The organism is Acinetobacter sp. YH12131, from assembly GCF_013418635.1.
Lineage (GTDB): Bacteria > Pseudomonadota > Gammaproteobacteria > Pseudomonadales > Moraxellaceae > Acinetobacter > Acinetobacter towneri.
This window is the reverse complement of record NZ_VPBQ01000009.1, coordinates 12,335-36,279: the sequence shown is the minus strand read 5'-3', so window position 1 is coordinate 36,279 and position 23,945 is coordinate 12,335. Positions and strand designations below refer to the sequence as shown.

22 protein-coding genes are annotated in these 23,945 nt (G+C 42.2%); 16 read left to right on the top strand and 6 right to left on the bottom strand.

Annotated elements, in window-relative coordinates; genetic code table 11:
• Positions 1-31 precede the first annotated feature (31 nt).
• From FTU66_RS08245 to FTU66_RS08220, 6 genes are all read left to right on the top strand, one after another.
• The gene (locus FTU66_RS08245) at positions 32-1,201 is read left to right on the top strand and encodes an alanine racemase (protein WP_180112615.1); all 1,170 of its coding nucleotides are present in this window, start codon (positions 32-34) and stop codon (positions 1,199-1,201) included.
• Positions 1,202-1,389: 188 nt separating this feature from the next.
• Positions 1,390-3,312 (top strand): threonine--tRNA ligase, encoded by a 1,923-nt coding sequence (gene thrS, locus FTU66_RS08240; protein WP_004975142.1) that lies wholly within the window; start codon positions 1,390-1,392, stop codon positions 3,310-3,312.
• 5 nt (positions 3,313-3,317) lie between these two features.
• Positions 3,318-3,866: a translation initiation factor IF-3 gene (gene infC, locus FTU66_RS08235; RefSeq protein ID WP_096902435.1), complete on the top strand. Its 549-nt coding sequence runs from the start codon at positions 3,318-3,320 to the stop codon at positions 3,864-3,866.
• 212 nt (positions 3,867-4,078) lie between these two features.
• Entirely contained in the window at positions 4,079-4,696 is a 618-nt protein-coding gene (locus FTU66_RS08230) for a glutathione S-transferase N-terminal domain-containing protein (protein WP_180112614.1), read from the top strand.
• Positions 4,697-4,768: 72 nt separating this feature from the next.
• A complete protein-coding gene (locus FTU66_RS08225) occupies positions 4,769-5,053 on the top strand; it encodes a hypothetical protein (RefSeq protein ID WP_004975148.1) in 285 nt (94 codons plus the stop codon).
• A 7-nt stretch (positions 5,054-5,060) separates the two neighbouring features.
• Entirely contained in the window at positions 5,061-5,489 is a 429-nt protein-coding gene (locus FTU66_RS08220; RefSeq protein WP_004975149.1) for a YqaA family protein, read from the top strand.
• A gap of 28 nt (positions 5,490-5,517) precedes the next feature.
• On the opposite strand, the gene FTU66_RS08215 is transcribed toward FTU66_RS08220, so the two are convergent.
• Positions 5,518-6,276, bottom strand: a complete 759-nt coding sequence (locus tag FTU66_RS08215) for an energy transducer TonB (RefSeq protein ID WP_026438356.1) — start codon at positions 6,274-6,276, stop codon at positions 5,518-5,520.
• Between the two features lie 339 nt (positions 6,277-6,615).
• On the opposite strand from FTU66_RS08215, the gene rpmI reads away from it, so the two are divergent.
• Positions 6,616-6,810, top strand: coding sequence for a 50S ribosomal protein L35 (gene rpmI, locus FTU66_RS08210; RefSeq protein WP_004975152.1), 195 nt, complete (start codon positions 6,616-6,618; stop codon positions 6,808-6,810).
• Between the two features lie 11 nt (positions 6,811-6,821).
• Positions 6,822-7,181, top strand: a complete 360-nt coding sequence (gene rplT, locus FTU66_RS08205; protein WP_004975153.1) for a 50S ribosomal protein L20 — start codon at positions 6,822-6,824, stop codon at positions 7,179-7,181.
• Between the two features lie 292 nt (positions 7,182-7,473).
• Here the strand turns inward: rplT and FTU66_RS08200 are convergent, their stop codons facing one another.
• Entirely contained in the window at positions 7,474-8,502 is a 1,029-nt protein-coding gene (locus FTU66_RS08200; RefSeq protein WP_180112613.1) for a hypothetical protein, read from the bottom strand.
• Positions 8,503-8,661: 159 nt separating this feature from the next.
• Between FTU66_RS08200 and pheS the strand changes: the two genes are divergently transcribed.
• The 3 genes from pheS (at position 8,662) to FTU66_RS08185 (ending at position 12,492) form a co-directional block, all read left to right on the top strand.
• Entirely contained in the window at positions 8,662-9,642 is a 981-nt protein-coding gene (gene pheS / locus FTU66_RS08195; RefSeq protein WP_004975156.1) for a phenylalanine--tRNA ligase subunit alpha, read from the top strand.
• Between the two features lie 175 nt (positions 9,643-9,817).
• A complete protein-coding gene (gene pheT, locus FTU66_RS08190; RefSeq protein ID WP_104852457.1) occupies positions 9,818-12,199 on the top strand; it encodes a phenylalanine--tRNA ligase subunit beta in 2,382 nt (793 codons plus the stop codon).
• Entirely contained in the window at positions 12,196-12,492 is a 297-nt protein-coding gene (locus tag FTU66_RS08185; protein ID WP_004649746.1) for an integration host factor subunit alpha, read from the top strand. Before pheT ends, FTU66_RS08185 begins: the two co-directional genes overlap by 4 nt.
• Positions 12,493-12,862: 370 nt before the next feature.
• Here FTU66_RS08185 and FTU66_RS08180 read toward each other — a convergent pair whose 3' ends face one another.
• The 3 genes from FTU66_RS08180 to trxA form a co-directional block, all read right to left on the bottom strand.
• Positions 12,863-13,177, bottom strand: coding sequence for a hypothetical protein (locus FTU66_RS08180; protein WP_180112612.1), 315 nt, complete (start codon positions 13,175-13,177; stop codon positions 12,863-12,865).
• A 421-nt stretch (positions 13,178-13,598) separates the two neighbouring features.
• Complete coding sequence (gene rho / locus FTU66_RS08175) at positions 13,599-14,867, bottom strand: transcription termination factor Rho (RefSeq protein ID WP_004975162.1); 1,269 nt, start codon at positions 14,865-14,867, stop codon at positions 13,599-13,601.
• 336 nt (positions 14,868-15,203) lie between these two features.
• Complete coding sequence (gene trxA / locus FTU66_RS08170) at positions 15,204-15,530, bottom strand: thioredoxin (RefSeq protein WP_004975164.1); 327 nt, start codon at positions 15,528-15,530, stop codon at positions 15,204-15,206.
• 271 nt (positions 15,531-15,801) lie between these two features.
• On the opposite strand from trxA, the gene ppx reads away from it, so the two are divergent.
• From ppx to FTU66_RS08145, 5 genes are read left to right on the top strand one after another with little or no spacing between them, the layout of a single operon-like run.
• Positions 15,802-17,322 carry an exopolyphosphatase gene (gene ppx, locus FTU66_RS08165; protein ID WP_004975167.1) on the top strand — a complete coding sequence of 507 codons (1,521 nt, stop codon included), beginning with the start codon at positions 15,802-15,804 and terminating at the stop codon, positions 17,320-17,322.
• Between the two features lie 32 nt (positions 17,323-17,354).
• The gene (locus FTU66_RS08160; protein WP_004975170.1) at positions 17,355-18,176 is read left to right on the top strand and encodes an acetyl-CoA carboxylase carboxyltransferase subunit alpha; all 822 of its coding nucleotides are present in this window, start codon (positions 17,355-17,357) and stop codon (positions 18,174-18,176) included.
• Positions 18,113-19,459, top strand: a complete 1,347-nt coding sequence (tilS, locus tag FTU66_RS08155) for a tRNA lysidine(34) synthetase TilS (protein WP_096902429.1) — start codon at positions 18,113-18,115, stop codon at positions 19,457-19,459. The genes FTU66_RS08160 and tilS overlap by 64 nt, the downstream gene beginning before the upstream one ends.
• Before the next feature lie 30 nt (positions 19,460-19,489).
• Positions 19,490-20,317 (top strand): pyrroline-5-carboxylate reductase, encoded by an 828-nt coding sequence (proC, locus tag FTU66_RS08150; RefSeq protein ID WP_004975173.1) that lies wholly within the window; start codon positions 19,490-19,492, stop codon positions 20,315-20,317.
• A 42-nt stretch (positions 20,318-20,359) separates the two neighbouring features.
• Complete coding sequence (locus FTU66_RS08145; protein WP_180112611.1) at positions 20,360-20,929, top strand: YggT family protein; 570 nt, start codon at positions 20,360-20,362, stop codon at positions 20,927-20,929.
• 162 nt (positions 20,930-21,091) lie between these two features.
• On the opposite strand, the gene polA is transcribed toward FTU66_RS08145, so the two are convergent.
• Positions 21,092-23,851 carry a DNA polymerase I gene (polA, locus tag FTU66_RS08140; RefSeq protein WP_180112610.1) on the bottom strand — a complete coding sequence of 920 codons (2,760 nt, stop codon included), beginning with the start codon at positions 23,849-23,851 and terminating at the stop codon, positions 21,092-21,094.
• Between the last annotated feature and the right edge of the window lie 94 nt (positions 23,852-23,945).

The window sequence follows — 23,945 nt, the reverse complement described above, 5'->3', positions numbered from 1 at the left end:
AAAATAAGAGCATTCAATTAGGGAGCGTGACATGCAAAGTGATTATTTTCAGCAACTCACCCACAGTTTGCAGCAACAGGGTACAGGAACACCGCAACTGATTGTGGATATGGCACGTTTTCAGCATAACTTGGATTATGTTGCAGCCCATTTGCCTGCACGGTTGCAACCACGACTGGTGGTGAAATCGCTAGCGTGTTTGGAGATATTGCAACACGCAAGCCAAAGTCTGAATACGCAGCGTTTTATGTTGTTTCATCTGCCACATTTGTATGAAGTGATGCAGCACTTTCCACAAGCAGATGTACTGTTTGGCAAGCCAATGCCAATACGTGCGGTAGATGCTTTTTATCAGCAGGTGATGGCGTCTGCTGAGAATATCCAATTGCATTTACAATGGTTGGTTGATCAACCTGCACGTTTACAACAGTATTTACATTTGGCACAACAACGCCAGCTTTGTTTGAATATTAATCTTGAAATTGATATCGGTTTGCATCGTGGTGGGGCGCAAGATCATGCTGGATTTATGCAAATGCTGGAATTGATTCAGCAGCATCCACAACATTTAAAACTGTCAGGTTTGATGGGGTACGATGCGCATGTGGTGAAATTACCAAATGTATTTCATGCACAAGCCAAAGCCTATCAACACTCACAGCAGCAATATAGAAATTATAAACAACTGATTCAGCATCATTTTCCAAAGTTGTGGCAGGATGACTTGTGTTTTAACAGTGGTGGTAGCCTGACATTTATGCAGCATTGTCAGCACAGTGAATGTAATGATCTGGCTTTTGGTTCGATGTTGCTTAAACCCAGTGATTTTGATTTAAAAATCTTGTCAGATTTGCAATCGGCTTTGTGGATTGCAACACCTGTTTTAAAGGTATTGGCTGCGGTACTAGTGCCAGGCTTAGATCGTTTGCAGTCCTATTTGCCACAATCCAATCAAGCCGTTTTTGTTTATGGTGGCTATTGGATGGCAGATTATGTTTATCCTGAGAGCAGTCATCCACATGCTTTATACGGACGCAGTAGCAATCAAGAGTTGATTCAAGTACCCAAACAGCATCGCATCCAAATAGATGATTATGTATTTTTACGCCCGCAACAGAGTGAGGCGGTGTTGCCACAGTTTGAAGCGGTGTATGCCTATCAACATGGACAATTCACGCCGTGGGCAACCTTTAGGGAATAAAAACAGCTGAAATGCCGATTCTTTGGCTTTTTTAGTACACAAAGGTTTAAACCTGTACGCAAGCCGTGTAAAATTTAAGGCGCTTTTTATTTATACACCGTTTTTATCTTTTGAGGGTCTCCCTTAATCATAATCTCGCGGTGATATGCTCCATGGTACGGGGCATCACTCCTTAAGGATTTTTATCTATGCCTATTATCACTTTGCCAAATGGCGATCAAAAACAGTTTGATCAAGCCGTATCTGTGATGGAAGTTGCTCAAAGCATCGGTCCGGGTCTTGCCAAAAATACAGTTGCTGGACGTGTGAATGATCGTTTGGTCGATGCCTGCGATTTAATTACCGAAGATGCAACCCTACAAATTATTACGCCTAAAGATGAAGAAGGCGTAGAGATTATCCGTCACTCATGTGCGCACTTAGTGGGGCATGCGGTAAAACAGCTTTTCCCTGAAGCGAAAATGGTGATTGGCCCTGTCATTGAAGAAGGTTTCTACTATGACATCTGGATGCCTCGTCCATTTACGTTAGATGATTTGGCAGCAATCGAAGAGCGTATGAAAAAGCTCATCGACCAAGATTATGATGTTGTGAAAAAAATGACCCCGCGTGATGAAGTAATTGCAGAATTCACAGCGCGTGGCGAAGAATATAAATTACGTTTGATTGCAGACATGCCAAACGAAACTCAAATGGGTTTGTACTATCATCAAGACTATTTGGATATGTGCCGTGGTCCACACGTTCCAAACACTAAATTCTTAAAGTCGTTCAAACTCACCAAAATTTCTGGCGCTTACTGGCGCGGTGATGCGAAAAACGAACAGTTACAACGTATTTATGGTACGGCTTGGGCAGACAAAAAGCAGCTCGCGGCGTATATCAAACGTATTGAAGAAGCAGAAAAGCGTGACCACCGTAAAATTGGTAAAGCTTTGGACTTGTTCCACATGCAGGAAGAAGCGCCGGGCATGGTGTTTTGGCATCCAAATGGTTGGACGATTTACCAAGTACTTGAGCAATACATGCGTAAAGTACAACAAGACAACGGTTACCTAGAAATTCGTACCCCGCAAGTGGTCGATTTCACGCTATGGGAAAAATCAGGACATGCTGCCAACTACGCAGACAATATGTTTACCACCCATTCTGAAAACCGTAACTATGCAGTAAAACCAATGAACTGCCCATGTCACGTACAAGTCTTTAACCAAGGGCTAAAGTCATATCGTGATTTGCCAATTCGTTTGGCAGAATTTGGTTCATGTCACCGTAACGAGCCATCAGGTTCACTGCACGGCATTATGCGCGTACGTGGCTTTACTCAAGACGATGCCCACATTTTCTGTACCAAAGAACAAATTGGGCCAGAAGTTGCAGACTTCATCAAACTGACTTTAGATGTTTATAAAGATTTCGGTTTTGAAGAGGTGCAAATGAAACTGTCTACACGTCCTGAAAAACGTGTGGGAGATGATGCACTTTGGGATATGGCAGAAAAATCTTTGGCTGATGCCTTGGATGCTGCAGGTCTGGAATGGGAGTTACAACCGGGTGAAGGTGCGTTCTACGGCCCGAAAATTGAATTCTCACTGAAAGACTGCTTAGGTCGTGTGTGGCAATGTGGTACAATTCAGTGTGACTTTAACTTGCCTGAGCGTTTAGAGGCATCTTATGTCACTGAAGACAATGATCGTGATCAGCCTGTAATGTTGCACCGCGCAATTCTTGGCAGCTTTGAACGATTTATTGGTATACTTATTGAGCACTATGCAGGCTTTATGCCACCATGGTTAGCGCCAGTGCAAGCTTGTGTCATGAATATTACCGACTCACAAGCTGCTGCAAGTGAACAGGTCGTCGCAAAACTTAAAGAAAACGGTATTCGTGCTATTTCTGACTTGAGAAATGAGAAAATCGGCTTTAAGATTCGTGAGCGTACATTAGAGCGTATTCCATACTTACTGGTACTTGGGGACCGTGAAGTGGAAGAAGGAACGGTAAACGTCCGTACTCGCTCAGGAACAAATTTGGGTACTATGTCAATTGATGCTTTCATTGACCTAGTGAAAACAGCCGTCGCAGAACGCGGCCGGTATATTGTGGAGTAACAGCGATTAAACAGCCTGACCGTAATCAACAGGGCGGAAAATCTAACCGTCCTGCTTTGAATGATGAAATTCGTGCAAAAGAAGTCCGTCTTGTAGACGAAAATGGTGAGCAAAAAGGTATTGTAAGCTTGGCTGATGCATTACGCGCAGCAGAAAGCGTTGACCTTGACTTGGTGGAAATTGTGGCAAATGCCGAACCACCAGTGTGCAAAATCATGGACTTTAACAAGCATTTGTTTGATCTAAAGCAAAAGCAGAAAGAAGCGAAGAAAAAACAGCATCAAGTACAGGTGAAAGAAATCAAGCTCCGCCCTGCGACTGATGTTGGTGATTACAACGTAAAATTACGTGCAATTATCAAATTCCTTGAAGAAGGGAATAAGGTAAAAATCACTTTACGCTTCCGTGGTCGTGAAATGGCTCACCAACAGTTAGGTTTGGCTCAATTGCAAAAAGTTGAAGCAGATGTAATTGAATATGGTGTAGTTGAACAAGCACCAAAAATGGAAGGTCGTCAAATGGGTATGTTGCTTGGTCCTAAAAAGAAAAAGTAATCCCATCTTGAACAAAAGAAGCACTGCACCTTGGCGGTGCTTTTTTTTTGCGTGATGAAAGTGAGCATCTATGTTTCATGTTTATGAGATATGCCATTCGATAAAAAAACTCTACGCAGCGACACGCAACAAACGCTTAAAAACATGCTATAACTAAAACCGCAGTAGAAGAATGCTGGTCAAAAAGCAAAAAAAGTAATGAAGGATAAAACATGATTGATCTTTATTATTGGGGCACCCCCAACGGTCATAAAATTAGTATTGCACTTGAAGAAATGGGTTTGGAATATCAAATTTTCCCTATCAATATTTCAGAAGATGATCAATTTCAGCCAGATTTTTTAAAAATTTCGCCCAATAATAAAATTCCTGCAATTGTCGATCAGAACGGTCCGCGTGATGAGCCAATCTCTGTGTTTGAGTCGGGTGCAATTTTGCAATATCTAGGGCGCAAAACTGGCATGTTTTATCCTACCGATGAACAGGAGCGTGTTGAAGTAGAGCAGTGGCTCATGTGGCAAATGGGTGGTTTTGGTCCAATGTTAGGACAGAATCATCATTTTAGCCGTTATGCACCAGAGAAAATTCCTTATGCGATTGAACGCTATATCAATGAATCCAAGCGTTTGTATGGCGTGTTAAATAAGCAGTTGATGGGGCAAAAGTACGTGGCGGGCGAATATTCAATTGCTGATATGGCTATTTTGCCGTGGGCGTTACGTCATGACTGGCAAAATATTTCGCTGGAAGATTATCCGTATGTACAAGACTATATTACACGGCTGACTGCGCGCCCTGCAGTGCAGAAAGCACTCGCGATTCAAGTTTAAATCTACTTTTATGCTAAGATGCCAGCCACCTGATACCTTACTTTTTCAGGTGGCTTTTTTATTGGATGAGCTATGCAAGAATTTTTTTTAAACTTTACCAAGATTGTTGAGCAAAATGCCAAAGTGTATTGGAGCATTATTTTGGGCATTGTGTCTTGCTTGATCTTATTTGTGATCGAAGCATTTCATGTGCAGAATATGATTGCGGCTTTAAATAGCACAGATCAACAGGTTTTACGTGCTGCGATTGAGCCTGTTACTCAGCGTTATACATGGGCACGTGCGGCACTTATTTTGCTTAGTATTGTTTGGGCGAACTGGGAATATCGTAAAACCAAGCAGGCTTTAGGGCTTTAAATCGTCTATGCTTTGGACGCTGTTTGGTTTATTTTTATCTGCATTTGGTGCGGCAACTTTATTGCCTTTACAGTCCGAAGCTGTGTTGTTGGGGCTGTTATATGAAGGCAGCTATGCACCCATTTGGCTGATTAGCATTGCCAGTCTAGGCAATATTTTAGGTTCTTGTGTGAACTGGTATTTGGGACTCAAGATCGAACATTATAAAGATAAAAAGTGGTTTCCTGTTTCGGCTACACAATTAGAAAAAGCACAGCACACCTACGCCAAATATGGGTTTTGGTCTTTACTGCTCAGTTGGGTGCCGATTATTGGTGATCCAATTACGCTGATTGCAGGTTTAATGAAAGAACATTTTGCCCGTTTTGTGTTGATGGTGAGTCTAGCCAAAATCGGGCGTTATCTGTTTATTTATTTTGTTTATACATGGGTTTAAGCAAGCAACCCCTATTATCTATAGACACTTATGACTGTTCTTGAGCATCACACGTGTTTAAATCAAAATAAATTTCATCTTTTAATTTTGACTTTTTATACAGCCAAAATTGACGCGGTACATCTACTTGAGCAGCTTTCACTGCAGCTAAAACTTGTTGATCAAGTGCGTATTGTCCCGAACCTTGTGTCAATTTCACACGTTTCACTTCGCCATGCTTATTTACTTTGAATTGAAACTTTAACTTACGTGAGTGATTTTTTAAATCTTCCGCACTTAAGTTTAATTGTGGTTGACTACGATACTTAAATTGAACTTTTTGCTGTTGTTGCTGTGCTAACCATTGTTTAGATTGAAAATCAAACTGGCAATCTTCGTGCTGGTTATCCTGAAATCTTAAATTAAAGCTTTGAAAACCAATGGTCGGTACGGCAGTATCTTCTACATAGGTCGGTTGAATTTCAGCAGTGCGAACCGCTTGTAATAAGGCATCATCTAATTTTTTCAGCCCTGTACTTTCTTGAATAGTGGCTTGACTGATTTTGCCGGTTTCATCTGCATAAATACGCACAATTGCAGCTCGGTTTTGTTGATTTAAATCTTCATTTTTATATTTGGGTTGTGGAAACTTGCGCCATGCTAAGCGTGTGGTGAGATGAGCAGGCAAGGCAGCACTTTTTTGTACTTCGAGTGTGGCTTTTGGTGTCGATTTCTGCTGCGGTGGTTTTGCAAAAAGATGCGTCGCACTGAGTCCAAGCAATAGAGTTATATATAAAGATGTTTTCATCATATTACGGTCTTTTTTATCTCACACAAGACGAGGCGAAGTATTGATGGAATTGTAGATAATCGCAAGGGTAATCCGCAACTTATTGCAAGTTTTTAGGGTGTTGATCTGCACAATTTTTGACAGAGCTTTAGCTTTATTTTGAATTGTAGTGGGTGTTCACAATTCCAGTATTTTTTCCTGAGTTGAATTACGGCAAACGAGTGATGAGACGCTCATTTTTATTTAGCCAATATGCTTTTGTTTTAAGCAAAGATGCTTTAGAATACTGGTTCCCTTACCTGCAGGTCGTTTTTGCAATGGTGCAGACGTGCCGAACAGGTGTTTAAAGAGGTTGTTATGGCTAAGTTAAAAACTCGCCGTGGTGCAGCTAAACGTTTCAAAGCGACTGCTAACGGTTTCAAGCGTAAACAAGCGTTCAAACGCCACATTTTGACCAAAAAATCTGCTAAACGTATCCGTCAATTGCGCGGCTGTGTAATGGTTCACGTGAGTGACGTTGCTGCTGTTCGTGCTATGTGCCCATACATCTAAGGAGATTATAAATGGCTCGTGTAAAACGTGGTGTACAGGCTCATCGCCGTCATAAAAAAATTCTTGCTCGTGCTAAAGGTTACTATGGTGCTCGTTCACGCGTATATCGCGTAGCGTTCCAAGCGGTAATCAAAGCAGGTCAATACGCTTACCGTGACCGTCGTCAAAAGAAACGTCAATTCCGTGCTTTATGGATTGCGCGTATCAATGCGGGCGCTCGTCAAAATGGTTTATCGTACAGCCGTATGATCGCTGGCTTGAAAAAAGCACAAGTGATTATCGACCGTCGCGTACTTGCTGACATCGCTATGCATGACGCAGTTGCATTTGCTGCTTTAGCTACAAAAGCTAAAGATGCATTAGCTGCATAAGTCTTTATGACTTAAAAGAAAGACCGCATTTGCGGTCTTTTTTTATGCCTGAAATTTAGGGTCTCTGCCAAGTTTCATAACTCAATCTGAGAAATTTTTAGCCACAGCCTGAGCAAAAACAAGCACTGCTTTGTTTGCAGCGGAAGGCGCAGCGAAGGACAAGCATATTTTTTGCTGCTATTGCGTTATGTGCCGGTCATTTAGAATGACTAAATTTCCTGTCCCATGCCTTATATCAGCTAAAAAATATGCGTTGTCGCAAACATAGACGAATTGTCAACAGCCCCTAAGCTTATAAACCAAAATAATAGGCAGCTGCACAAATAACCACAGTCATTAAAATCAGTTTAATCACGGCAGATGTACCCACTTTATGCGTAGCTGCAGGTGTTGGTATTTGTGGTGAAGCGATGTTTTGTACTTGGCTAGGCGTTGATTCAAAAGGATCAGGTGTTTGCACTGGCGTGAGCTGTGCGGTCTGATAATGGTTCGCAACCTTGGTGATAAATTTGGCGTGTAAATCTTCAAGTTTCTGAGAAAAATGACGTAAATTGAGTTGTTCGCTTGGTTCAAGTTCTGTGCCATCGGCATGATAAGGATGCTGGATTTTATTCTGAATGTGTTGATCCAGTGCATCTAAACGATACAGCATCTGATGTGCATAGGCAGCAGGGTAGTCTGCGGGAATTAACGCCAAAGTTGGGTACATGCTTTCAGTTGCGTTTTGAGTAAGATCTACACCGAAATAAGGTTTAGCGCTTTGCTCTGGTTCAACAAACTCTGTAGCACAAGGATTTAAAAATAACTCGGAGCGAATAAAGCGATCAATTTCATCCCAGTTTGGAGAGGCAAAATCTGTATCGAGCTGTCTGGCAAGTTTGTGATTTAATTGATAACGCCACATGACTTCTTGACGTAGCTCGCTCTGTTGGGAAACAGGCGTCATATAATCTTGTTCTGCGGTATACCATTCTGCAAGCTCTTTTCCGAAAATCCAAGCAGATTTGTGCTGTGCCTCGTGACTCACAATAAAGTGTGCAAAAGGCAATAACTCTACATTTGGATTGGGGTTTTTTTCATCATTTAAAATACTTGCCTGATGTAGGCTTAAACGTCGCACACCTTGTTGTTTAAGATGCTCTAACCAGATTTGAAAGTGTTGTGCCAGTAAATGTTGTGACAATAAATCACGAAACTGAATTTGATGCTGGTTAAACACTTGATGCTTGAGCCAATGATTAAAACTTAAATCTTGAGCCAAATATTCATTGCCATAAGTCACAAGGGCAAGTTGCTGTTTCCAAATCTGATCGAGCGCCATAATGTTGAGATCTCGTGGTGATTGGCTTTATCTTATACTTTTTGTATTTCAAGATGCTAATCTAATTTTCATTACATCGAAGCTTCATCAAAGCGACTAAAAACTGTTAGAATACGGGGTTTTTAAATTATTTCTAAATTGTTGCTTTTGAGAGTTACTATGTCACTGGAAGCCCTGACCAATGAAGCGCTCGCTGCAATTGCAGCAGCAGAGGACCTTGCTACACTCGACCAGGTGCGAGTGCAATTTACGGGGAAAAAAAGCCAGCTTGCGGAACAATCCAAAGCACTAGGTAAAATGGACCCTGAACAGCGTAAAGAATTTGGTGCACAAATTCATGCTGTGCGTGAAGCAATCAATGCGGCATTAACTGCGCGTCAAACTGAATTACAACAAGCGGCTTTGGCACAAAAACTGGCGAATGAAACCGTTGATATTACTTTGCCAGGTCGTGGTCAAAGCATCGGCAGTATTCACCCAGTTACGCAGGTACAGGAACGTATTTGCCAATTCTTTACCAAAGCAGGTTTTACCGTGGCAACGGGCCCAGAAGTTGAAGATGACTATCACAACTTTGAAGCGTTGAATATTCCAGGACATCACCCTGCGCGTGCCATGCACGATACTTTCTATTTTGATGTGAATCATTTATTGCGTACCCACACGTCGGGCGTACAAATTCGCACCATGGAAAATCAACAGCCGCCTATTCGTATTGTTTGTCCAGGTCGTGTGTATCGCTGCGACTCAGACCAAACACACTCACCAATGTTCCATCAAATTGAAGGCTTATACGTCGCAGAAAATACCAGTTTTGCAGAACTCAAAGGTTTGTTAATTAACCTGTTAAACGAATTCTTTGAAAAAGACTTAAAAGTACGTTTCCGTCCATCTTATTTCCCATTCACAGAGCCAAGTGCTGAAGTGGATATTATGGATGAACGTGGTCGCTGGTTGGAAGTTTTGGGCTGCGGTATGGTGCATCCAAATGTGTTACGCGCTTCAGGCATTGATCCAGAAAAATATAAAGGTTTTGCCTTCGGTTTAGGGGTAGAGCGTTTTGCGATGTTGCGTTATGGCATCAATGACTTGCGTATGTTCTACCAAAATGATGTGCGTTTCTTGCGCCAGTTTGCTTAAAACTTTTTAAACAACCTTTCCTAAAATTAGGAGAGGGAAAAGAGATTATTTTTAAATTTTAAAAATCCCCCCTAAATCCCCCTTTGTAAAAGGGGGACTTACGCGAAATAAATAGAAGTGTGGGAATTCCCCTCTTTATTAAAGAGGGGGTAGGGGAGATTCAGGAAATGAATGTATGAAAATTAGCGAAAATTGGCTACGCACGTGGGTTAACCCAGCCATTGACAGCGATACTTTATCGAATCAACTCACGATGCTGGGTCTAGAAGTTGATGATATGTCACCAGCAGCAAAGCCATTTACAGGCGTTGTGGTGGGTGAAGTCTTAACGGTTGAACAGCATCCAGATGCAGATCGTTTACGTGTGACTACGGTAAATATTGGTTCAGGTGAGCCGTTGCAGATTGTGTGTGGTGCGCCAAACGTGCGTGTAGGTATGAAAGCACCTGTGGCAACCATTGGTGCGGTATTGCCAGGCGACTTTAAAATCAAAAAAGGCAAACTGCGTGGTGTGGAATCACAAGGGATGCTCTGTGGCGCATCAGAAATTGACCTTGAAGATAAACTTGATGGTTTATTGGAACTGCCTGCAGATGCACCTGTAGGTGTGAATGTACGTGAATATCTTGATCTAGATGACCATGTCATTGATATCAGTATTACTCCAAACCGTGGTGATTGTTTCAGTATTCGTGGTATTGCCCGTGAAATTGGGGTGATTAACCAATTGCCAGTGAATACACCTGACATTCAGGCAGTAGCGGCAACTATTCAGGATGAAAAAACTGTACAAAGTTTGACGGAAGGCTGCCCACGTTATTTAGGTCGTGTGATTAAAAATGTAAATACCAAAGCCGCTACACCTGAGTGGATGGAGCGCGCGTTGGCACGTTCAGGTATCCGTCAGCACAGTATTTTGGTTGATATTACCAACTATGTCTTGATTGAATTGGGTCAGCCAATGCACGCTTTTGATGGTGCTAAAATTCAAGGTGGCATTCAAGTTCGTCAAGCGACTGCAGCAGAAAAATTGGTGCTGTTAAACGAGCAAGAAGTTGAGCTGCAAGATGATGTGATGGTGATTGCCGATGACGCAAAAGTATTGGCGATGGCGGGCATCATGGGTGGTTTATCTTCTGCGGTAAGTGATGAAACCACAGAAATTTTCCTTGAATCCGCTTTCTTTGCACCATTGCATATCGCAGGTCGTGCACGTCGTTATGGTTTGCATACCGATGCCTCACAGCGTTATGAACGTGGTGTCGATTTTGAATTGCCATTATTGGCGATGAACCGTGCATCACAACTGATTGCAGAATTTGCTGGCGGCGAATTTGGTCCAATTACAGTGGCAGAACAAGCAGCACAATTGCCAACACGTGAAGCAATTGCGTTAAATCAAGCGCAAGTCGATCAGCTCTTGGGTTATCACGTTGATGCTACATTTATTGCCGATGCTTTAACTCGTTTAGGCTGCGAAGTTACTGTTCAAGCTGAAGGTCAGTGGAGCGTTGTACCACCATCACATCGTTTTGATATGGCAATTTACCAAGACTTAATTGAAGAAGTTGCTCGTATTCACGGTTATGACAACATTCAAATCAGTTTGCCTGTGATTGATGTGCAATTAGCAAAATACCAAGATCAGTTTGAAGTTGCGCAATTACGTCAAACCGCAGTGACTTTGGGTTATCAAGAAGCAATTAGTTTTAGCTTTGCCGATGCAAAATTGGAAAAACAATTAAACCCTGCAGTGAATCCGTTGGCATTGGCGAATCCAATTTCAAGCGATTTGGCAGTAATGCGCTCAACGTTGTTATCCAGCTTAATTCCATGCGTTCAGTACAACGTGAATCGTCAACAAAACCGTGTGCGTTTCTTTGAGTTGGGTTTACGTTTTGATTATCAACATGCAGCAAGCATTCATGACTTGAAGCAAATTCCAACTTTGGCATTGATTGCGGTGGGTGCTAAACATGCAGAATCTTGGCATGCTAAAGCTCAGCCTATGGATTTCTTCGATTTTAAAGGCGATATTGAAGAAATTTTAGCTGCAGGTCGTGTGCAGGTAGAGTATGTTCGTTCAGAGCGTACTTGGTTGCATCCTGGACAATCTGCTGAAATTTTGGTAGATGGTCAGTCTATTGGTTACTTTGGTCGTTTACATCCATCTTTAGAAGATGAGCTGGATTTAGGCACGGCTTGGGTAGCAGAACTCGATCAAACAGCAGTTTTGCAAACTTATGTATCTAATTTTACAGAATTATCACGTTTTCCATCGGTTAGACGTGATATTGCGCTTTTAATTAGTGATAAGATAAATGTAAGCGAAATTCAGCAACTTATTGAAAAAACGGGTGGAGCGCTGTTAGACTCAACTTGGTTATTCGATGTGTATACTGGACAAGGTGTTGAACAAGGCAAGCGTTCTTTGGCTTTTGCACTGTTATGGCAACATCCAACACGTACACTTGAAGATGCTGAAATTAAATCTGGTATGGATAACATTCTGCAAGTGTTGGAAAACACTTACCAAGCGACATTGAGGGCTTCATGACAGCATTAACAAAAGCAGAAATGGCTGATCATTTAAGTGAGCTCACGAGTTTAAACCGCCGTGAAGCGAAACAAATGGTCGAGTTATTTTTTGATGAGATCAGCCAAGCACTGATCTCTGGCGAGCAAGTTAAACTTTCAGGGTTTGGGAACTTCGAGTTACGTGATAAACGTCAACGACCTGGTCGCAACCCGAAAACAGGCGAAGAAATTCCAATTTCAGCCCGCCGTGTAGTCACATTCCGCGCAGGGCAGAAATTCCGCCAGCGTGTGGGAAATGAGCAGATCGATTGATCTGCTTTTTTTTATGCTTTTTATAAGAGATTTTAGAAAGACGCTGTGATTTAGCAAGACATAGTGATTGATCTTGCAATTGGGAGACTTGAATCAAACTATGGATATGAATGAAAACACTGTAGAGCTGAACAAGACGCTACCTAAGAATTGAGCGTGGAGATGAGAAACCAAAAGGTTATATCGAAATAAATGCCGAATGGGGTTAAGTGTTTTGGTTAAATGCTTTTATATGCTGAATCATCTACTTGAAAAAGATGGATTGAGCGATTTGGAGATATTGTGCTGAGTAAAATAAATTTTAGACAAAATATTCAGAAATAAAAAAGAGAGCCATCGGCTCTCTTTTTGTACTGCATAATCGTATCGATTATTGAGCAGCAGCTTCAGAAGCAGCAGCAGCAGCGTCTACAGCAGCATCAGCAGCGTCAGTTGCAGCAGCAGCAGCAGTGTCAGCAGCATCAGTAGCAGCGTCTACAGCAGCTTCAGCGTCAGCAGCAACTTCTACAGCAGCAACTTCTACAGCAGCAGCGTCAGCAGCAGCTTCAGCTTCAGATGCAGCTACAACAGCTTCAGATGCAGCAGCGTTAGCGTCAGCAGCAGCTTCTTCAGTTTTTTTAGCACAACCAACGAAAGCTAAAGTAGTAGCAACTGCAGCAGCAATAGCGATTTTTTTGAATAACATGGCATCACTCTCTAAAATATGAGATTAAAAAAAACCGACGTTAGTCTGTTGTATGCTTTTATTATTCCTAAATTTTGTTAGGCACTAACAACGCAGGCGCAGTCTAACTGGTCTGCGAATATGCTATCACTGCGCTTTTTGAATTGCTACTAGGTTGATTGAAAAAAAGGCAAAAAAACGCGAAAAATACGTGCTTTTTTAACAGAAAATAACAATTAATTTGGCGTTTTAGATTGGAGAGTTGCACGGTAACTGGCTAAAAACTAAAAGGTTTTTACTAAATATTTTTTTATAATCATTTACTTAAAAATAAGTTTACATATACCGCGTGCAATTGTGTCTTTATGTAAATTTTGTCAACCAAATAAAAAAGCCATCGTTTTAAGATGACTTTTTTAGGTGTTCTAATATTTATAGCCGTTTAATTGGCTGCTTTACGTTTCATTTGATCAAAGAAGTCGTCATTAGTTTTGGTTTCTTTCATGCGATCAAGCAAGAATTCCATTGCTGCCAATTCATCTTGAGTGTGTAACAATTTACGCAAAATCCAAACTTTACGCAAATTATCTTCACTCATTAAGCGCTCTTCACGACGTGTACCTGATTTTTTGATGTTCATGGCAGGGAAAACACGTTTTTCTGCAATACGACGGTCTAAGGTAATCTCTTGGTTGCCTGTACCTTTAAACTCTTCGTAAATCACTTCATCCATTTTACTGCCAGTTTCAATCAGTGCAGTTGAAATAATGGTTAGAGAACCACCTTCTTCAATATTACGTGCAGCACCAAAGAAGCGTTTTGGACGTTCTAAAGCGTGCGCATCAACACCACCTGTTAAAACCTTGCCTGAAGAAGGTACGACAGTGTTGTAGGCGCGTGCCAAACGGGTAATTGAATCCAGTAAAATCACCACGTCTTTTTTATGTTCAACTAAACGCTTGGCTTTTTCAATGACCATTTCTGCAACTTGAACGTGACGAGCAGGTGACTCATCAAATGTTGATGCAATCACTTCACCGCGCACGGTGCGTTCCATTTCAGTCACTTCTTCAGGGCGTTCATCAATGAGAAGTACAATCAAGAACACTTCTGGGTTGTTACGAACAATCGACTGAGCGATGTTTTGTAGCAACATGGTTTTACCCGCTTTAGGCGGAGCCACAATAATTGAACGCTGACCTTTACCAATTGGCGCAACCAAATCTACCACACGTGCAGTTAAGTCTTCAGTTGTTCCATTACCTAACTCCATCACCAACTGTTCTGTTGGGAAAAGCGGGGTTAAGTTTTCAAATAAGATTTTATTACGTGAATTTTCAGGGGTGTCATAGTTAATTTGATTGACTTTGAGCAAAGCAAAATAACGTTCGCCTTCTTTTGGTGGACGAATCGTACCTGTAATGGTGTCACCCGTGCGCAGGTTAAAGCGACGAATTTGCGAAGGGCTGACATAAATATCATCTGGGCCAGCAAGGTATGAACCTGCAGCTGAGCGTAAGAAACCAAAACCATCAGAGAGAATTTCTAGAACGCCATCACCAAAAATCTCTTCACCATTCATGGCATGGCGCTTTAAGATGGCAAAAATAATGTCTTGCTTGCGGTTACGCGCCATTCCTTCAAGGCCCATAAACTCGGCAATCTTGATGAGTTCGCCAATCGGTTTTTTCTTGAGTTCGGTTAAATTCATAGAGGTTCTGATAGAATTAAAATTCTGGGGTACAGGTTAGAGAGGGAGCAACATTTAGCCGCATTCATACAATAAAATGAAAGCAATTGTATTTGCACAATAACGATTCAGAGCACTGATTCATTGTTTGATTGAAAAATGTGAAAAACAATTTCTGTTGCCGAGCGGCATTTTTGTGTTGTGTCTTTTCAGAAAGAGGATGAAAGATCCTGCGTTTCCTGAGCATGCAATATAAGAGAGAAACGTCTACTTGTCAATTTGTAGGCAAAAAAAATACGCCAATGCGTGGCGTATTTTTTTTCATCATCTCTATAAATAGACGATGGATCAATCGACTTAGATATTTTCGTCAATAAACGCAGTCAATTTAGATTTAGGTGCTGCACCGACTTGCTGTGCAACCACTTCACCATTTTTGAACATCAATAATGCTGGAATATTACGGATGTTGTAGTTCACTGCAGTTTGTTCGCAAGAGGTTACATCAACTTTAACAATTTTAACTTTGCCTTGGTATTCGTCTGCAAGTACTTCAAGTACAGGTGCAATTGCTTTACATGGCGCACACCAGCCAGCCCAGAAGTCAACCAATACAGGAGTATCCGATTGAAGAACATCTGCTTCGAAGTTTGCATCAGTGGTGTTTACGATGTTGCCAGACATGGATTACGCTCCAAATAATTTTTAAGATAGCTTTAGTTAGTATTACATAGCCATCTTGAACAAAGTAGGGGAATCTGTGGATTTTCCATTCAAAATACAAATTTGTCTAATTGATCGTGACGATAACGCTAAACGAAAATGCTAATTCTGTAACACAATTGTCATATATGCAGAAAATTTAAATAGTCGTCAAATTGTGCTGATAAATGGCTTTTAAATTAGGTGTATGTGAATTACTCTAGGCACAATTCTATCTAGGTTTGTTTGAAGAATGTCTGATTTTTTAATTGATGAAGAGTTACTCGCAGCCATCGATATGGGGTCGAATAGTTTTCACTTGGCAATTGCACGGGTGGATCATGGTGAAGTAAAAAAAGTGGCATCAATGTCAGAAAAAGTACAGTTGGCCGCAGGTTTAGATGAAAATAAGAATTTGACCGAAGCTGCTCAACAACGTGGTTTGGCATGTTTGGCGCGTTTTGTAGGACGTTTAACTGCGGTGCAGTCAAATCGTTTGCGTATTGTGGCAACCAACGCATTGCGTCAGGCCAAAAATGGACATGAATTTATTCAAAAAGCCGCAGAAATTTTGCCTAAACCTATTGAAATTATTGCAGGGCGTGAAGAAGCCCGTTTAATTTATTTAGGCGTATCGCACACGATGGCAAATAGTGGTCGTCGTTTGGTAATTGACATTGGCGGTGGTTCGACAGAGTTGATTATTGGCGAAGAATTTGAGCCAATTCATACCGAATCTTTACAAATGGGCTGTGTGGCCTATACCAAAGCCTATTTTGCCGATGGTGAAATTAGCAAGAGCAGTTTTGAAAAAGCAGTGGTTGCAGCGCGTAAAGAACTGTATTCGATTGCCAATACTTATAAAGAAGCAGGTTGGGATACCGTTGCAGGTTCGAGCGGTACCATTAAAGCCTGTCGTCAAATTACGGTAAATATGGGCTGGAGCAATGAGCAGGAAAATCTGACTCGTGAAGGTTTAGAAAAACTCAAAGACCGTTTGCTCAAGTTTAAACACGTATCAGAAATGGAATTTGATGGTCTAAAAGAAGACCGTCGAGCAGTTTTGCCAGCAGGTTTGGCAATTTTATATGCGGTATTTGATGTATTAGATATCGATAAACTGGTGTATTCCGATGGGGCTTTGCGTGAAGGCGTAATGTATGACTTGTTGGGACGTTTCCAGCATGAAGACATTCGTGATCGCAGTGTACAGGCCTTGATGGGGCGTTATAACTCAGACCCGAAACAGGCTGGACGTGTGGTGAAAACTGCGCAACATTTATTTGACAGCGTGGCAGAATCATTAAAATTAAATAACGAAGATAGTGACTTATTGCGTCGTGCTGCGTACCTACATGAAATTGGTTTAGCCATCAGTCACAGCAGTTATCATCGTCACGGTGCATATTTATTGCAACATTCGGACATTCCCGGTTTCTCACAAATTGACCAAAACTATCTCTCGCATTTGGTCGGCAACCATCGTCGAAAGTTGCGCCAAGACGCGAAAACAGAAGCACTGAAAGCGGGTGGCAATAAAATTGTTTACTTAAGTTTGTTGCTTCGCCTTGCAGTTTTGGTCAACGCAAGTCGTAGCGATGCGATGCTTCCTGCCATTGAATTAAGCATCCGCAATGCGCAACAATGGCAGCTCAGCGTGTCGGGTGATGCCAAACAATGGCCATTGCTTGTCGCTGAATTGCACGATGAACAAGTGCAATTCAAGAATTGGGACATTGAATTGAATATTCAGTCGGAACAATTTGTCGATTAAGATTTGGTTAATTTAGGGATAACAGTCGACTTATGAAAAAAGCTGCTCAATCTAAAGCATGGAAAACCGTGCAAATTGCACGTCATCCTGAACGTCCGCAATTTCTAGACTATGTGGGTGAAATTTTCACTGAATTTGATGCCTTACATGGCGATCGTTTATTTGGTGATGATGGTGCAATGATCGGTGGATTGGCACGCTTTGATGGTCAGCCTGTCATGGTGATAGGTCAACATCGTGGTCGCAGTACCCGCGAAAAATTACAACACAACTTCGGGATGTGTAATCCAGAAGGCTACCGTAAGGCACAGCGTCTTATGGATATGGCAGAGCGTTTTAATCTGCCAGTTTTCACTTTTGTCGATACAATGGGTGCTTACCCAGGTGTAGGTGCAGAAGAACGTGGTCAGGCAGAAGCGATTGCGACCAGCTTGGCACAACTGTCGAACTTAAAAGTACCTGTAATTGCTACAGTATTGGGCGAAGGTGGTTCAGGCGGTGCGTTGGGTATTGGTGTGGCTGATCGTGTGGTGATGTTGTCACACAGTATTTACTCTGTTATTTCACCAGAAGGCTGTGCGTCTATTCTGTGGAAAACTGCAGAAAAAGCCGAACAAGCCAGTGAAGCATTGGCATTGACTGCAGAAAAACTGCAAAAGATTGGTATTGTAGAATATGTGGTTGATGAAGGTGAGGGTGCGCATTTAAACCCTGAACAAGTCATGCACAGTCTGAAAAATGTGTTAAAAGAAGCTTTGGATGAATTGCAAGCGATGGATGCAACACAACGATGCGAAGAACGTTACCAGCGTTTAATGAAGTTTGGCAGCGACAATTTAGGTCTAGCGTCTTAAGTCAATTACAGGCTTTTCCTGCACAGACAAAATTTTTAATCGGATGTAGTGGCGGTATGGATTCCATGCTGCTACTGCATCTTTTGTCATTTTTGTGTCCTGAAAAAGTGCGCGCGATTTACATTGATCATCAATTGCAAAGCTCAAGTGCTGAGTGGGGTGCATTGGTGCAAGCCACCTGCCAGAATTTAAATGTACCGTGTGTGTTGCAAAAAGTTAATGTGTCTGAGGGTAATTTAGAAAACCAGGCACGTCAGGCGCGTTATCAGGCCTATATGCAGCACTTAGATAGCAACGAAGTTCTAGTATTGGCACATCATCAGCAAGATCAGGCAGAAACCGTATTGCTGCGTTTGTTTTCAGGCGCAGGTGTGCAAGGACTTGCTGCCATGCAAGCTGTCGATGTACGTGATGACATTAGCATTTGGCGTCCGTTGTTAGATATTTCGCGTGAGCAGATTTGCCAATGGTGCGCTGAATTAAAGCTCGATTATGTGCAAGACCCAAGCAATCAGGATGTGCATTATGACCGAGCTTGGGCAAGAGAAATATTGTGGCCTGTCGTGCAACAGCGTTTTCCTAAAATGCAGCAAGCTGTGACGCGTACTGCAAACTTGATGCAAGATACTGAAAACATTTTGGCAGAAGTTTTGGCGCAGGATTTAGCTGCATGTGGCACAGACTCGCAGTTGAATTTAATTCAGTTACAACAATTGTCTTTGTCACGGCAACGTCAGCTATTATCGGCATGGATGAAAGGACAGGCACAATATCGCCCAAGTTTTGATATGGTCGAACGCTTGCAACGTGAGGTGATTCAAGCCAAAGCCGATGCACAAGCGGCATTACATTGTCAGGATTATTATTATCTGCGTTATCAGCAACAATTATTTCGTTTGCCGAAAGCGGAGTATTTAGCTGCAGAACATTTTGAGGCAGAAGAACAAGTGTTATGTTTGCAGGCAGATCAGACTTTTCAAGTGTGGTCTGGATGTTATCAACTGCAACAAGCCAAAGTCGGTTTATCTGCAACTTTGTTGAATCGTCCGTTAACTTTACGGCCACGTTTGGGTGGTGAAAAAATTCATTTGTATGGTCGGGTGGGCACATGGCCACTGAAAAAAGCCATTCAGGAAGCACAAATTTTTCCGTGGACGCGTCATACAATTCAAATATTAAGCCTAGATAATGTTATGCTAGGCGTTTTTAGCCCCAAAGGCTTTTGGCTTGCACAGTCGGACTATTGTGTCGCAGATGGATGGCAACCGAATTTAGTCTCTTAACGACAAAGAACTCAACGAAGAGCGTGAATCATGAGTGCAGTATTGAATTGTAATATTAGTTTCATTGGCGGTGGCAACATGGCGCAAGCCTTGATTGGTGGTTTGATTGCCAGAGGTTTGCCGCCAACCCGTATTACAGTTTCAGACCCTGTAGAACAAGTGCGTGAATTATTAAAAGAAAAAGATGTGCATGTCACTGAGGATAATTTGGCCGCGATTGCAGATGCAGATATTGTGGTATTTGCAGTCAAACCACAGGTTTTGGCACAAGTATTGCGTCCATTGCACGGTCAGTTTGAAGATAAACTGGTGATTTCGATTGTTGCGGGCGCAGAAACTGCCACGATTTCTGAGTTATTACGTACAGAACGTGTAGTGCGGGTAATGCCAAATACGCCTGCTTTGGTGCAAACAGGTGCACATGGTTTGTATGCAACCGAACAGGTCAATAGCACAGACCGTGAATTGGCAAGTCAGGTTTTGGCAGCGACAGGTTTAACTATTTGGGTAAACTCTGAGGCGCAAATTGATGCCGTAACTGCTGTATCGGGTTCAGGGCCAGCATATTTTTTCTATTTGATGGAAAGCATGATTCGTGCAGGCAAGAACTTAGGTTTAGATGAAAAAGTGGCGACAGCACTGACGTTACAAACTGCTTTGGGTGCTGCGCAAATGGCAATTACTAGCTCGAATACACCTGCAGAATTACGCAAAAATGTGACTTCACCAAATGGCACGACCCAAGCTGCGATTGAAGTGTTTGATCATGCACAAATTTCACAAAATATTCAGGCGGCGTTGGCTGCTGCTAAAACGCGTAGTCAAGAATTAGCGCAAGAGTTGAGTGATAGTATTTAATTATTGAAAAACAACGAATTTAAATTTTAGGAAAGTTTAAGTATGGGTGCAAATTCTGCGCTAATTTTTGGCATTATCATTAACGTAGCGATTTTGCTCGTATTCTTCCGTTTCCTAATGCAATTGGCAGCGGTGAGTCCTTATAACCCTGTGGTGCTTTCAACCATTAAAGCCACCAAAATTGTAGATGTATTTGGACGTATCTTTCCAACAGTTGGCAAAGGTCGGGTCAATTCTGCTGCCTTAGCTTTGTTGGTGGTGCTGTATTTACTCAAAATATTTGGTGTCATGTACTTAAATGGTGCGATGCCAAATAGTCCAATTCACTTAGTGATTCTGACTTTTGTTACTATGATTCAGGATTTAATCCGTTTCTGTCGTTATTTGATTTTTGCCACCATTATTTTGAGTTGGGTGGTGATGTTTACTCAATCTCGTGGCCCGTATATTGAGGTGATTCAAGAGTTGGCAGAGCCGTTATTAGCACCATTTCGTCGTTTATTGCCGAACATGGGCATGATTGATTTGTCGCCAATTATTGCATTTTTGGCTTTATATATCGCTGAAATTATTATGAATCAGGTAGCGATTGTATTGCTGACTGGCTTATAAGTCGCATTATCCTAAAACATTAAAAAGGACTCGATTTGAGTCCTTTTTTTGTAGTTTAAGTTTGGGCTGACGACCTTAATGAGTCTTCAGAAATACAAATAACCTGCATCCTGACCTCCTTCTAGGCGAAGGAAGGTGCTGAAAAAAGAGAGCGCAACGACTTTAGTGCGCTTCATCCCAGTTATTGCCTTTTCCGACTTCCACCACCAATGGTACAGAAATTTCCACCACAGATTGCATGACTTCTGCCAACTTCGGCGCGAGTTCATCTGCCGCATCTGCATCGACTTCAAATACCAATTCATCGTGTACTTGCAGCAACATTTTGGCTTGCGCTTGCGGTAACATTTTGTCGACTTCAATCATCGCCATTTTAATAATGTCAGCTGCAGAGCCTTGTAATGGCGCGTTAATTGCCGCACGTTCTGCCGCTTTACGTACCATCATATTACGTGCAGCAATATCTGGCGTATAGAGGCGACGACCTAAAATAGTTTCTACAAAACCTTGTTCTAGCGCGACTTGGCGGGTACGTTGCATATATTCATAAATGCCCGGATAACGCTGGAAGTATTGCTTGATATAGTTTTGTGATTCTTCACGGGTAAACCCAAGCTGACGAATTAAGCCAAATTCCGACATGCCGTAGAGCAGACCGAAGTTTACAGCTTTGGCCTGACGACGCTGATCTGAGGTTACGTCTTCTAAGGCAATACCCAAGACTTCTGCCGCAGTACGGCGGTGCACGTCTTGTCCATGGTTAAAGGCATCGAGTAGGGCATCATCTTGTGAAAAATGTGCCATTAAACGCAATTCGATTTGCGAGTAGTCGGCTGCCAACAGCACACGGCCTTTAGGTGCAACAAAGGCTTTACGAATTTGGCGGCCAATTTCAGTACGAATAGGAATGTTTTGTAGATTTGGGTCGGTAGAAGATAAGCGTCCCGTTGCGGTCAAGGCTTGGTGATAACTGGTATGCACCCGATGCGTATCCTTATTTGCCTGTTTCAGCAAACCATCGGTATAGGTGCTTTTTAGCTTAGATAAGCCACGGTAGTCTAAAATTAAGCCACTGATCGGATGCTCAATTTTTTCCAAAACACTTTCACTGGTACTGTATTGACCTGTTGCGGTTTTCTTGCCGCCTTTGAGTCCGAGTTTATCAAACAGAATTTCACCCACTTGTTTAGGTGAGCTGACGTTAAAGTTTTCACCAGCCAACTCTACAATTTGATTTTCCAAATCTTGCATGGTTTGGGCAAAATCGACACCGAGTTGATCTAAAAATTGCAAATCAAGCTGAATGCCGTTTTCTTCCATACTGGTCAGCACTCGGGCAACAGGCATTTCAATGTTGTGCAAAATATTGACCAATTCAGGGTATTTTTGCAGCTTCGCAGACAGCACTTCATATAAACGGTAAGTGACGTGCGCATCTTCTGCGGCATAATGTGCTGCCGTTTCAATTTCAATTTGATTGAAGGTTTTTTGCTTAACGCCTTTACCCGCAATTTGCTCATAAGATGTGGTCAAGTGACTTAAATATAAACGTGCTACATCATCCATGCCGTGACGAGTCGCCACCGAGTTAAGTACATAAGACGCCAACATGGTGTCAAAATACCAACCTTGTAAATGAATACCGTGATTTTCAAGCACATGCGCATCATACTTTAAATGATGTCCAATTTTTTCTACGGCATCATTTTCTAAAATTGGTTTGATTTGCGCCAAAACCTGATCACGATCGAGCTGCTGTGGTGCGCCTACATAATCATGTGCTAAAGGCACGTAATAGGCATCTTTTGCATCAAACGCCACAGAAAAACCAACAATTTCCGCAACTCGATAATCTAGACTGGTGGTTTCCGTATCAAATGCGAAACGCTGTGCCGTATTCAGACGTTGCAGTAAGGCATCCCAGTGCTGTGCATCTAAAATGGTGTGATAGCTTGCAGAACCCAGTTGATCATCTACGCTACCTTGAGTGGCCTGATCTTCTGTCGCAATTTCACTGGTTGTCGGTGGTGTCACTGTTTTTGCCGCTTGCTGATAATTACGGTTGTTTGGATTATTTGGATGATCCAGCGATTGCAGCTGATTACGGAACTCAAGTTCGGTATATAAATTACGTAAGGCTTCGACATCTGGTTCTTGTAGTTTTAGCTCAGAATAACCAAAGTCCAAGTCCAAATCACAAACGATACTGGCCAGTTGATGGTCTAATGCGATGCCATCCGCGTTATCTTTAATATTTTGTCCAACTTTGCCTTTAATATTGTCGGCATTTTCTAAAATAGCACCAATGGAGCCGTATTCGGTCAGCAATTTGGCTGCAGTTTTGGCACCAATACCAGGTACGCCCATAATGCCATCCGAGGCATCGCCCATTAGGGTCAGGTAATCAATAATTTGATGAGGCCATACTCCAAACTTGTCAAACACCGCCTGAATATCCATCGGCTTTTCTTTGAAGCTGTCTTCAAGGGTGACTTTTTCAGTCACCAATTGCGCCATGTCTTTATCGCCAGTAGAAATCAGTACTTGCTGTCCTTCGGCCTCTGCACGTTTGGCCAGTGTGCCAATAATGTCATCGGCTTCAGCGCCAGGCAGCATAAATAACGGAATACCCAAGGCACGAATTAAGGCATGTAAGTATGGAATTTGCTGAGATAGCTCTTCAGGCATACTTGGGCGGTCACCTTTATAGATAGGTGATAATTCATGGCGAAAAGTTGGTTCAGGCGTATCAAAAATAACAGCCATGTGGGTTGGCTGGGTGCGACGCATGAGTTTTTGAATCGCAGAGATTGCTCCACGAATTGCATTGGTATGTAAACCAGTTGACGTGGTTAATGGTGGTAGTGCGTGAAAGGCACGAAATAGAAAATATGAGCCATCGACCAAGACAAATGGTGGCATGGATTGATTCCTTCTGCAAATAAGCAGTTTATTGTACGTGATTTTTGCAGTTGTCGCAGAAACTGATTTTTAGTGCAAGTGGACAAGCGGTCGA

Excerpts from the sequence above, each read along its gene's own strand:
- FTU66_RS08245 (WP_180112615.1), top strand. The coding sequence starts at position 32 with ATGCAAAGTGATTATTTTCAGCAACTCACCCACAGTTTGCAGCAACAG.
- thrS (WP_004975142.1), top strand. The coding sequence starts at position 1,390 with ATGCCTATTATCACTTTGCCAAATGGCGATCAAAAACAGTTTGATCAA.
- FTU66_RS08230 (WP_180112614.1), top strand. The coding sequence starts at position 4,079 with ATGATTGATCTTTATTATTGGGGCACCCCCAACGGTCATAAAATTAGT.
- FTU66_RS08225 (WP_004975148.1), top strand. The coding sequence starts at position 4,769 with ATGCAAGAATTTTTTTTAAACTTTACCAAGATTGTTGAGCAAAATGCC.
- FTU66_RS08220 (WP_004975149.1), top strand. The coding sequence starts at position 5,061 with ATGCTTTGGACGCTGTTTGGTTTATTTTTATCTGCATTTGGTGCGGCA.
- FTU66_RS08215 (WP_026438356.1), bottom strand. The coding sequence starts at position 6,276 with ATGAAAACATCTTTATATATAACTCTATTGCTTGGACTCAGTGCGACG.
- rpmI (WP_004975152.1), top strand. The coding sequence starts at position 6,616 with ATGGCTAAGTTAAAAACTCGCCGTGGTGCAGCTAAACGTTTCAAAGCG.
- rplT (WP_004975153.1), top strand. The coding sequence starts at position 6,822 with ATGGCTCGTGTAAAACGTGGTGTACAGGCTCATCGCCGTCATAAAAAA.
- FTU66_RS08200 (WP_180112613.1), bottom strand. The coding sequence starts at position 8,502 with ATGGCGCTCGATCAGATTTGGAAACAGCAACTTGCCCTTGTGACTTAT.
- pheS (WP_004975156.1), top strand. The coding sequence starts at position 8,662 with ATGTCACTGGAAGCCCTGACCAATGAAGCGCTCGCTGCAATTGCAGCA.
- pheT (WP_104852457.1), top strand. The coding sequence starts at position 9,818 with ATGAAAATTAGCGAAAATTGGCTACGCACGTGGGTTAACCCAGCCATT.
- FTU66_RS08185 (WP_004649746.1), top strand. The coding sequence starts at position 12,196 with ATGACAGCATTAACAAAAGCAGAAATGGCTGATCATTTAAGTGAGCTC.
- FTU66_RS08180 (WP_180112612.1), bottom strand. The coding sequence starts at position 13,177 with ATGTTATTCAAAAAAATCGCTATTGCTGCTGCAGTTGCTACTACTTTA.
- rho (WP_004975162.1), bottom strand. The coding sequence starts at position 14,867 with ATGAATTTAACCGAACTCAAGAAAAAACCGATTGGCGAACTCATCAAG.
- trxA (WP_004975164.1), bottom strand. The coding sequence starts at position 15,530 with ATGTCTGGCAACATCGTAAACACCACTGATGCAAACTTCGAAGCAGAT.
- ppx (WP_004975167.1), top strand. The coding sequence starts at position 15,802 with ATGTCTGATTTTTTAATTGATGAAGAGTTACTCGCAGCCATCGATATG.
- FTU66_RS08160 (WP_004975170.1), top strand. The coding sequence starts at position 17,355 with ATGAAAAAAGCTGCTCAATCTAAAGCATGGAAAACCGTGCAAATTGCA.
- tilS (WP_096902429.1), top strand. The coding sequence starts at position 18,113 with ATGCGAAGAACGTTACCAGCGTTTAATGAAGTTTGGCAGCGACAATTT.
- proC (WP_004975173.1), top strand. The coding sequence starts at position 19,490 with ATGAGTGCAGTATTGAATTGTAATATTAGTTTCATTGGCGGTGGCAAC.
- FTU66_RS08145 (WP_180112611.1), top strand. The coding sequence starts at position 20,360 with ATGGGTGCAAATTCTGCGCTAATTTTTGGCATTATCATTAACGTAGCG.
- polA (WP_180112610.1), bottom strand. The coding sequence starts at position 23,851 with ATGCCACCATTTGTCTTGGTCGATGGCTCATATTTTCTATTTCGTGCC.